Source organism: Streptomyces sp. AK010, from assembly GCF_014207295.1.
GTDB lineage: Bacteria > Actinomycetota > Actinomycetes > Streptomycetales > Streptomycetaceae > Streptomyces > Streptomyces massasporeus.
The window spans coordinates 25,532-34,583 of record NZ_JACHCX010000011.1; the positions used below are offsets into that span (position 1 = coordinate 25,532).

Annotated in this window: 9 protein-coding genes, 2 pseudogenes and 1 riboswitch; of the genes and pseudogenes, 6 read left to right on the forward strand and 5 right to left on the reverse strand. The window is 72.2% G+C overall.

Annotation, left to right across the window (positions count from 1 at the left end; genetic code table 11):
* Positions 1–3: 3 nt before the first annotated feature.
* From HDC93_RS21360 to HDC93_RS21370, 3 genes are read right to left on the reverse strand one after another with little or no spacing between them, the layout of a single operon-like run.
* Entirely contained in the window at positions 4–723 is a 720-nt protein-coding gene (locus HDC93_RS21360) for an isocitrate lyase/phosphoenolpyruvate mutase family protein (protein WP_185012476.1), read from the reverse strand.
* Positions 720–1,166 (reverse strand): carboxymuconolactone decarboxylase family protein, encoded by a 447-nt coding sequence (locus tag HDC93_RS21365; RefSeq protein ID WP_185012477.1) that lies wholly within the window; start codon positions 1,164–1,166, stop codon positions 720–722. Before HDC93_RS21365 ends, HDC93_RS21360 begins: the two co-directional genes overlap by 4 nt.
* The gene (locus HDC93_RS21370; protein ID WP_185012478.1) at positions 1,163–1,681 is read right to left on the reverse strand and encodes a carboxymuconolactone decarboxylase family protein; all 519 of its coding nucleotides are present in this window, start codon (positions 1,679–1,681) and stop codon (positions 1,163–1,165) included. The genes HDC93_RS21365 and HDC93_RS21370 overlap by 4 nt, the downstream gene beginning before the upstream one ends.
* 48 nt (positions 1,682–1,729) lie before the next feature.
* Here HDC93_RS21370 and HDC93_RS21375 point away from each other — a divergent pair.
* A pseudogene (locus HDC93_RS21375) lies at positions 1,730–1,952 on the forward strand (GntR family transcriptional regulator); the annotation flags it as partial.
* Between the two features lie 340 nt (positions 1,953–2,292).
* On the opposite strand, the gene HDC93_RS21385 reads toward HDC93_RS21375, so the two are convergent.
* Entirely contained in the window at positions 2,293–3,147 is an 855-nt protein-coding gene (locus HDC93_RS21385) for a hypothetical protein (RefSeq protein WP_185012652.1), read from the reverse strand.
* 126 nt (positions 3,148–3,273) lie between these two features.
* Here HDC93_RS21385 and HDC93_RS21390 point away from each other — a divergent pair, with 126 nt between their 5' ends.
* The 3 genes from HDC93_RS21390 to HDC93_RS21400 all read left to right on the forward strand — a co-directional run bounded on the left by HDC93_RS21390 (position 3,274) and on the right by HDC93_RS21400 (position 6,511).
* Positions 3,274–3,630 (forward strand): hypothetical protein, encoded by a 357-nt coding sequence (locus HDC93_RS21390; protein ID WP_185012479.1) that lies wholly within the window; start codon positions 3,274–3,276, stop codon positions 3,628–3,630.
* 14 nt (positions 3,631–3,644) lie between these two features.
* Complete coding sequence (locus HDC93_RS21395; RefSeq protein WP_185012480.1) at positions 3,645–4,826, forward strand: glutathionylspermidine synthase family protein; 1,182 nt, start codon at positions 3,645–3,647, stop codon at positions 4,824–4,826.
* A gap of 122 nt (positions 4,827–4,948) precedes the next feature.
* A riboswitch (ZMP/ZTP riboswitch) is annotated at positions 4,949–5,035 on the forward strand.
* Positions 5,036–5,065: 30 nt separating this feature from the next.
* Positions 5,066–6,511 carry a glycine hydroxymethyltransferase gene (locus tag HDC93_RS21400; protein WP_185012481.1) on the forward strand — a complete coding sequence of 482 codons (1,446 nt, stop codon included), beginning with the start codon at positions 5,066–5,068 and terminating at the stop codon, positions 6,509–6,511.
* An 85-nt stretch (positions 6,512–6,596) separates the two neighbouring features.
* Here the strand turns inward: HDC93_RS21400 and HDC93_RS21405 are convergent.
* Positions 6,597–7,064 (reverse strand): annotated as a pseudogene (locus HDC93_RS21405) (hypothetical protein); the annotation flags it as partial.
* A gap of 174 nt (positions 7,065–7,238) precedes the next feature.
* Here HDC93_RS21405 and trpS point away from each other — a divergent pair.
* Complete coding sequence (trpS, locus tag HDC93_RS21410; RefSeq protein ID WP_185012483.1) at positions 7,239–8,252, forward strand: tryptophan--tRNA ligase; 1,014 nt, start codon at positions 7,239–7,241, stop codon at positions 8,250–8,252.
* A gap of 140 nt (positions 8,253–8,392) precedes the next feature.
* Positions 8,393–8,971, forward strand: coding sequence for a 2'-5' RNA ligase family protein (locus HDC93_RS21415; protein ID WP_185012484.1), 579 nt, complete (start codon positions 8,393–8,395; stop codon positions 8,969–8,971).
* Positions 8,972–9,052: the final 81 nt, after the last annotated feature.

Below are 9,052 nucleotides of genomic sequence, written 5' to 3' on the forward strand. Positions count from 1 at the left end.
CGTTCACCGCGCCAGCCGGTCGGCGATCTCCCGCAGGGCCCGGGCGGCCCGTCGCTGGAGTCCCGGCCCGAAGGTGATCCGGGTGGCCCCGAGCGCGCCGAGTTCGGCGGGTGAGGGGCCACCGTCGGCCGGGGCCCCCACGTTGACCGGCCCCTGGATCCCGGCCCGCAGCAGCGGCAGCATCTCCGGCGGGGCCCCGATCGGGTAGACGCAGTCGGCCCCGGCGGCGACGTACAGCGCGGCCCGCTCGATCGCCGGGTCGGGGTCGTCGACCCCGCAGGCGAAGGTGTCGATGCGCGCGTTGACGAACAGCCGGTCACCGGCCGCCTCGCGCACCTCGGCCAGCCACGCGGCGTGCGCGCGGGGGTCCTTCAGCACCCCGTCCGCGGAGTCCTCCAGGTTGCAGCCGACCGCCCCCACCTCCAGCAGCCGCTCCACGAGGTCCTTCGGGGCGAGCCCGTAACCGCCCTCCACGTCCGCCGACACGGGCACGTCGACGGCCCGGACGATCCGGGCGACCGCCGCGAACATCTCGTCGGCCGGGACCTGCCCGTCCTCGTACCCGAGCGAGGCGGCGACCCCGGCGCTGGGCGTGGCGAGCGCCGGGAACCCGGCCTCGGCGAACACCCGCGCACTGGCCGCGTCCCACGGCCCGGGCAGCACGAGCGGATCACCGGGCACCCGGCCCCGGTGCAGGGCCCGGAACACGTCGGCCTTGGTCATGGCGTGTAACCCCCTGGCGGAATCCGGCGACTCACCATCACCCGGTTCCAGTTGTTGATGGCGACGACCAGCCCGATCAGATGGGCCAGCCGCGTCTCGTCGAAGTGCTGGGCGGCCCGCTCGTAGACCTCGCCCGGCACGAACCCCTCCGTGAGGACCGTGACGGCCTCCGTCAGCGCCAGCGCGGCCCGCTCCCGCTCGTCGAAGACGTCCTGCGCCTCCTCCCACGCGGCCAGCAGATCGAGCTGCCGCTCACTCACCCCGTACTCGCGCGCGAGCGCCAGATGCATGGCGAGGCAGAACGCGCAGTGATTGAGCTGGGAGGCGCGGATGACGACGAGTTCGGCGAGGGCCGGGTCGCCGAGCCCCTTCTTCGCCGTGGCGCTGACGGCCGACATGGCCCGGCCGACCGCCGGGTCCAGCAGCCGGGTCCGGGTCGTCACTTGTACTGGCCGGGCTCGTAGTGCCCCGGCGCCATCCGGCAGGTCACCCCGAACCGGTTCCAGGCGTTGATCACCGTGATCGCGGCGATGACCTGCGCCAGCTCGGCCTCCTCGAAGTGCTTCGCGGCGTTGTCGTAGACCTCGTCCGGCACGAAACCGTCCGTCAGGACCGTCACCGCCTCCGTCAGCTCCAGCGCCGCGAGCTCCTTAGCGGTGTAGAAGTGCCGCGACTCCTCCCAGGCGCTGAGCTGCACGATCCGCTCGACGCTCTCACCCGCCGCGAGGGCGTCCTTGGTGTGCATGTCGATGCAGAACGCGCAGTGGTTGACCTGGGAGGCGCGGATCTTCACCAGCTCGTACAGCGTGTGGTCCAGGCCCTTACGGGCGGCCGTCTCCAGCCGGACCATCGCCTTGTAGACCTCGGGCGCGTGCTTGGCCCACTCCAGGCGGGCGGGCCGCTCGGGGGCGTACTCCGCGCTTGCCGGGGGCGTCGTCACGTCGGTGTGCGTCGTCATGCCCTCGACCCTACGAAGAAAGCAGCCCAGGAGTATGGTCCATTTTCCATGGCGGAATCATGGGCCACTCTGGGCATCGACCTGCTGGTGGAGCCGACCGGACCGGGCCTGCGCCGGGGCCTGACCGACGCCCTGCGCGAGGCCGTGCGCTCCGGCCGGCTGGCCCCCGGCACCCGGCTGCCCTCCTCCCGCGCGCTCGCGGCCGACCTGGGCATCGCCCGCAACACCGTCGCCGACGCCTACGCCGACCTCGTCGCCGAGGGCTGGCGACCCGAAGGACGTGGCCGACTCCAGGACCGTGCCCGAGGGGGCGATCAGCACCGCCTCCTCCGCGCCCTCGCCCGCGGCCCGGCGGCGCACCCGGGCCAGGGTGTCCAGGTCAGGGCCCACCGACGAACGCCGCCGGCGTCGAAAAGAACCCCTGTCGGACGCCGGATCCCCGTCTCGCACTCCGGCACCACCGCCCGGCGCCGAACCGCCGGAGGCATCGGTACCGCCGTGTTCTTCGTGCGCAGCTTGCCCGCCCGCTCGGCGGTGAGACTGCGGACGTTGACGAGCATGCGGTGCCCGTACGCCGTGAAGGAGTCAGGCAGCCGGGAAAGCGCTGCCACTCACCGGGGCGCGACGGCTCCCTCCTCCCCCTCCTTGGCCTCCACCGGTGCCTCCCCGAACCGCGACAGCGCCAGCGCCCCCGCCACCGCCACCGCGAACCCGAGGATCGCCAGCCACCCCAGCCCCGGTCGCGTCCGGTCCCCGAGCCACACCACACCGATCAGCGCGGGCGCGACCGTCTCCCCGAGAACCAGCCCGGCCGTCGCCGTGGTCACCGACCCGCGCTGCAGGGCCGAGGTCAGCAGCAGGAACGCCGCCCCGCCACCGAGCAGCAGCGCGTACGTCGCCGGATTCGGGAACAGCTCGCCGGGCGAGAACCCGTCGATGAGCCGCACCGACACCTCCACCACCCCGAACCCCAGCCCCGCCCCGAGCCCGAGCGTCAGCGCCCGCCCCCGCTCCGGCAGCCGCCCGGCCGCCGCTCCGAGCAGCAGCACCCCGGCCGCCGCCCCGAGCATCGCCCACGTCAGCCACGCCGGCCCCTCCTCGTCGCCCTCCGCCCCGGCCGCCAGCCCCAGCAGCGCGAGCCCGGCACACACCACCGCCACCGCCGCCCACTCGACGCGGCTCAGCCGCACCTTGAGCAGCCGCGCCGCGACCACGGCCGTCACCGCCAGGCTCGCGGCCAGCGCCGCCCCCACGGCGTAGATCGGCACCGACCGCAGCGCGAGGATCTGCAGCACGAAACCGAGCCCGTCCAGCGCGAGCCCGGCCAGATACCGCCACTGCCGCAGCGCCCGCCACAGCAGCGCCACGTCCCCGCCCGGCCCGGTCGCCGCCGCCGAGCGCGCGGCGATCGCCTGCAACACCGTCGCCGTACCGAAACAGACCGCCGCACCGAGGGCACACACCATTCCAAAGATCACAAATCGACAGTAGGGGAGCGGCCGTGGACGGGGGGCCATGCGCGCCCGATCACACCGATCTCTAGGCTGACCGTCTGTCAGTGCACAACGGGGCGACACGGGGGAGACACGCACATGGCTGAAACACGGCGAAGGCTGCGCTCGAGCACGGTCGTGCTGGGCGGCATGGGCGTCCTCGCGGCGGCCCTGTCGGCCTGCGGCTCCGACCCGGACCGTCGCTGCGTGGACCGGGACAGCTACGACTACATCAACGGCTACAAGATCGTCGCCGACAAGAACTGCTCGTCCGGCACGTCCTCCTCCGGCAAGGGCCGCAAGAAGACCCACACGCGGGTCGCCGACGCCGACTGGTACTACGACGCCGACGTCAGCGGCGGCTACGCCGAGGACGGCACCTTCAGCCGCAGCGAGGCCGTCGACCGGGGCGGCTTCGGCTGCTCCGGCTCCGGCAGCGGCAGCGGCGGCGGCTGAGAGCGGACACGGCCATGGAACGCAGGACCGCCGAGCCCCGAGCCGGATGGCAGCAGACCGTCGAGGAACAGGGCCTGATCTACCCCCTGACCCGCTACCCCGACGACTCCCTGCGCCCCTACTGGGACGAGAGCGCGCACTACGTCTTCTCCCTGGAGGAGATCGAGGCCCTCGAAGAGGTGGTCGAGGACCTCCACCGCATGTGCCTGACGGCGGCCGGCCACATCGTCACCGAGGACCGCTTCGCCGACCTGGGCATCACCGACCCCCGCGTCGCCCAGGCGGTCGCCGAGGCCTGGCACCGCCGCGCCGAACTGCCCTCCGTCTACGGCCGCTTCGACCTGCGCTACGACGGCACCGGCCCGGCCAAGCTCCTGGAGTACAACGCCGACACCCCCACCTCCCTGGTCGAGGCCGCGTCCCCCCAGTGGTTCTGGATGGAGGACCGCTTCCCCGGCGCCGACCAGTGGAACTCCCTCCACGAACGCCTCATCGACGCCTGGAAGAAGCAGGCCGCCCTCCTCCCGCCGGGCAGCCCCCTTTACTTCGCGTACTCCTCGGCGGACGAACTCGGCGAGGACATGATCACGGTCGCCTACCTCAAGGAGACCGCCGAACAGGCCGGCCTGGCCACCGACTGGATCGCCATGGAGGAGATCGGCTGGGACCGCCTCTCCGGCCGCTTCGTCGACAACCGCCTCCGCTTCATCCGCAGCATCTTCAAGCTCTACCCCTGGGAATGGCTCACCACCGACCGCTTCGCCGACCACGTCCTGGACACCCTCGACAACGGCGGCGGCACGGGCTCCACCCTGTGGATAGAACCGGCCTGGAAGATGCTCCTCAGCAACAAGGCGCTCCTGGCGATCCTCTGGGAGCTGTACCCGGACCACCCGAACCTCCTCCCCGCGTACCTGGACGGCCCTCGCGACCTGTCCACCACGGGCTGGGTGGCCAAGCCCCTGCTGGGCCGGGAGGGCGCGGGCGTCACCATCCACGACCCCGGATCCACCCCCACCGTCCGCGACGAGCCCTGCTGCTACCAGCAGCTCGCCCCCCTCCCCGACTTCGACGGCAACCGCGTCGTCCTGGGCGCCTGGGTGGTGGAGAACGAGTCGGCGGGCCTGGGCATCCGGGAGTCCTCGGGCCTGATCACGGACGAGTACGCGAGATTCCTGCCCCACGTGATCCTCTAGTCGGGGCTCAGGGCCACGTCCCTGTGGGGGCGCGGGGAACTGCGCGATCAACCACAGACCACCCGCACTCGGCAACGAAGAGCAACCAGGCGGACGCTCCCCGAACCCAGCCGGTACCCTGATCAATGGGCCGTGACTGGCGCGCTGGGATGGACGAACCATCGGGGAGCGGCCCGAGCAGAACAGAGCCGTGCGCCTGGGCCGTACCGTGAACGCGAACGCAACGTCCGGAGGTCCCCATGTCAGCAGAGCTCACCCCCGCTTCCACCGCCTACCGCGCCGCCCTCGACGTGATCCGCGCCGTCGAACCCCGCGTGGCGGACGCCATCGGCCAGGAGGTCGCCGACCAGCGCGAGATGCTCAAGCTGATCGCCTCCGAGAACTACGCCTCCCCGGCCACGCTCCTGACCATGGGCAACTGGTTCAGCGACAAGTACGCCGAGGGCACCATCGGCCGCCGCTTCTACGCCGGCTGCCGCAACGTCGACACCGTCGAGTCCCTCGCCGCCGAGCACGCCAAGGAGCTGTTCGGCGCCCGCCACGCCTACGTCCAGCCGCACTCCGGCATCGACGCCAACCTCGTCGCCTTCTGGTCGGTCCTCGCCCAGCGCGTCGAGGTCCCCGCCCTGGAGAAGGCCGGCGTCCGCCAGGTCAACGACCTCTCCGAGGCCGACTGGGCCGAGCTGCGCCGTGCCTTCGGCAACCAGCGCATGCTCGGCATGTCCCTGGACGCCGGCGGCCACCTCACCCACGGCTTCCGCCCGAACATCTCCGGCAAGATGTTCGACCAGCGCTCCTACGGCACGGACCCGGCCACGGGCCTCATCGACTACGAGGCGCTGCGCACCTCCGCCCGCGAGTTCAAGCCGCTGATCATCGTCGCGGGCTACTCGGCCTACCCCCGTCTGGTGAACTTCCGGATCATGCGGGAGATCGCCGACGAGGTCGGCGCGACGCTCATGGTCGACATGGCGCACTTCGCCGGCCTGGTCGCGGGCAAGGTCCTCACCGGCGACTTCGACCCGGTCCCGCACGCCCAGATCGTGACGACCACCACCCACAAGTCGCTGCGCGGCCCGCGCGGCGGCATGGTCCTGTGCGACGACTCGCTGAAGGACCAGGTCGACCGCGGCTGCCCGATGGTCCTCGGCGGCCCGCTCCCGCACGTCATGGCCGCCAAGGCCGTGGCCCTCGCCGAGGCCCGCCAGGAGTCCTTCCGCGACTACGCCCAGCGCATCGTCGACAACTCCCGCGCGCTGGCCGAGGGCCTGATGCGCCGGGGCGCGACGCTGGTGACGGGTGGCACGGACAACCACCTGAACCTGATCGACGTCGCCTCCTCCTACGGCCTCACCGGCCGTCAGGCCGAGGCGGCCCTGCTCGACTCGGGCATCGTCACCAACCGCAACGCCATCCCCGCCGACCCGAACGGGGCCTGGTACACCTCCGGCATCCGCATCGGCACCCCCGCCCTGACCACCCGTGGCCTGGGCACCGCCGAGATGGACGAGGTCGCCGGCCTCATCGACCGCGTCCTGACCACCGCGGAGCCGGGCACGACCAAGTCGGGCGCCCCCTCCAAGGCGTCCCACGTCCTCGACGCGAAGGTGGCGGACGAGATCTCCCAGCGCGCCACCGACCTCGTGGCCGGTTTCCCGCTCTACCCGGAGATCGACCTGGGCTGACGCCCACCGCCCGTCACTCCTCGGGGGCGGGTCTGGCATCTGCGGCCCGTCACTCGTCGGGGGCGGGTCTGGCATCTGCGGCCCGTCACTCGTCCAGGTCGATCAGCACCTGACGCGGCTTTTCCCGCGGCGGTCCGGCTTCCCGCCGGGCCGCCGCGCGGCGTATCAGCAGTGTGCCGCCCGCACCGGCCGCGAGCCCCAGCGCCCCCGCCGTCACCGCCCACCGGACGTCACCCCGCACCGGACCGTCCAGGTGCGCGGCGGCGGCCGGGCTCGCGACGGGCCCGCCCTCCGCGTCACCGAGCAGCCGGGCCAGGTCGAACCGCTCGAAGACGGACCGCGGCGCCCGGTGCCGGCGGATGTCGTCGTCCTCCACGGTGGGGCTGGGATCCGAGCGCACCCAGGGCGTGCCGTCCTCGCCCACCAGCAGCTGGTCCTGCCGCTCGACGGCCACGTCCCCGCCCGGCGGCCGGTTCGTGCTCGGCCAGCCACCGACCCCGGACAGCCCCCGGAGCACCGTGAGCCGCACCTGCGGGAAGTTTCCCTCCGCCCACCCCGCGCCGTCCCCGCATCAGTCTCAGTCCCCTCCCCATCGGCCCCACCCCGAGCCCGCCCGGGGGCGGCGCCTGCCGTGTCTCACCCTTGTTGCAGCGCCGGGGCCGAACGGGAGCCCGTCTGTTTCCGGCCGGTTCCGGATCGGCCCCCGGGACCTGAGAGAATGGTGAGCATGGCCTCTGACCGACCTCGCGTGCTCTCCGGGATCCAGCCCACCGCCGGCTCGTTCCACCTCGGCAACTACCTCGGCGCCGTCCGCCAGTGGGTGGCGCTGCAGGAGACTCACGACGCGTTCTACATGGTCGTCGACCTGCACGCGATCACCATCCCGCAGGACCCGGCGGACCTGCGCGCGAACACACGCCTGGCCGCGGCCCAGCTCCTCGCGGCGGGTATCGACCCGGACCGCTGCACGCTCTTCGTGCAGAGCCACGTCCCCGAGCACGCCCAGCTCGCCTGGATCATGAACTGCCTCACCGGCTTCGGCGAGGCCGGCCGGATGACCCAGTTCAAGGACAAGTCCGCCAAGCAGGGCGCCGAGCGCGCCTCGGTCGGCCTGTTCACGTACCCGATCCTCCAGGTCGCGGACATCCTGCTCTACCAGGCCCACGAGGTCCCGGTCGGCGAGGACCAGCGCCAGCACATCGAGCTCACCCGTGACCTCGCCACGCGCTTCAACGGCCGTTTCGGCGAGACCTTCACCCTCCCGAAGCCGTACATCCTCAAGGAGACGGCGAAGATCTACGACCTCCAGGACCCGTCGATCAAGATGAGCAAGTCGGCGTCCACGCCGAAGGGCCTCATCAACCTCCTCGACGAGCCCAAGGCCACGGCCAAGAAGGTCAAGAGCGCCGTCACCGACACCGACACGGTGATCCGCTACGACGCCGAGAACAAGCCGGGCGTCAGCAACCTCCTGACGATCTACTCGACCCTCACCGGCGAGAGCATCGGCGAGCTGGAGGAGAAGTACACCGGCAAGATGTACGGCGCGCTCAAGACGGACCTCGCCGAGGTCATGGTCGACTTCGTGACGCCGTTCCGGGAGCGCACCCAGCAGTACCTGGACGATCCCGAGACGCTCGACTCGATCCTCGCCAAGGGCGCCGAGAAGGCCCGCGCCGTCGCCGCGGAGACCCTCGCGCAGGCGTACGACAAGGTCGGCTTCCTGCCCGCCAAGCACTGAACGCCACCCCCGCGCAGAGCCGTACCACCGAACAGCGCTGTACATCACTCCGGTTGCGCCTGCCCGTAACCCGGTCGTGGCCGTACAGTCGATAACCGGGTGGTCGTATCAGCGGCCACACTGACAGGACAGGAGACGACGTGGGGACCGTAACGATCGGTGTCTCGATCGCGGTCCCGGAGCCTCACGGCAGCGAGCTCCAGCAGCTGCGCGCGGGCTTCGGCGACGCCGCTGCTCACGGCATCCCCACGCACGTCACCCTGCTGCCGCCGACCGAGGTCGACGAGGCCTCCCTGCCGGCCGTCGAGGCGCATCTGGCCGAGGTCGCCGCGGCCGGCCGCGCGTTCCCCATGCGGCTGTCCGGCACCGGCACCTTCCGGCCCGTCTCCCCGGTGGTGTTCGTCCGGGTCGTCGCGGGCGCGGAGGCCTGCACGCTGCTCCAGCAGCAGGTCCGCGACCCCGCCGGACCGGCCCCCCGCGAACTGCAGTTCCCGTACCACCCGCACGTCACCGTGGCGCACGGCATCGACGACGCGGCCATGGACCGCGCCTTCGAGGAACTCGCCGGCTACGAGGCCGAGTGGCCCTGCACCGGCTTCGCTCTCTACGAGCAGGGCGCCGACGGCGTCTGGCGCAAGCTCCGCGAGTTCCCCTTCGGCGGCTCGGTGGTCCCCCCGCAGGCCGGGCGGGTGGAGCGCGGCTCCGTCCCCATCCGCTGACCCGCTCGCGGGGTCAGACCGGCAGCCGCCGGAACACCGCGCGCGGCAGGTGCCGCAGCGCCGCCATCACCACGCGCAGCG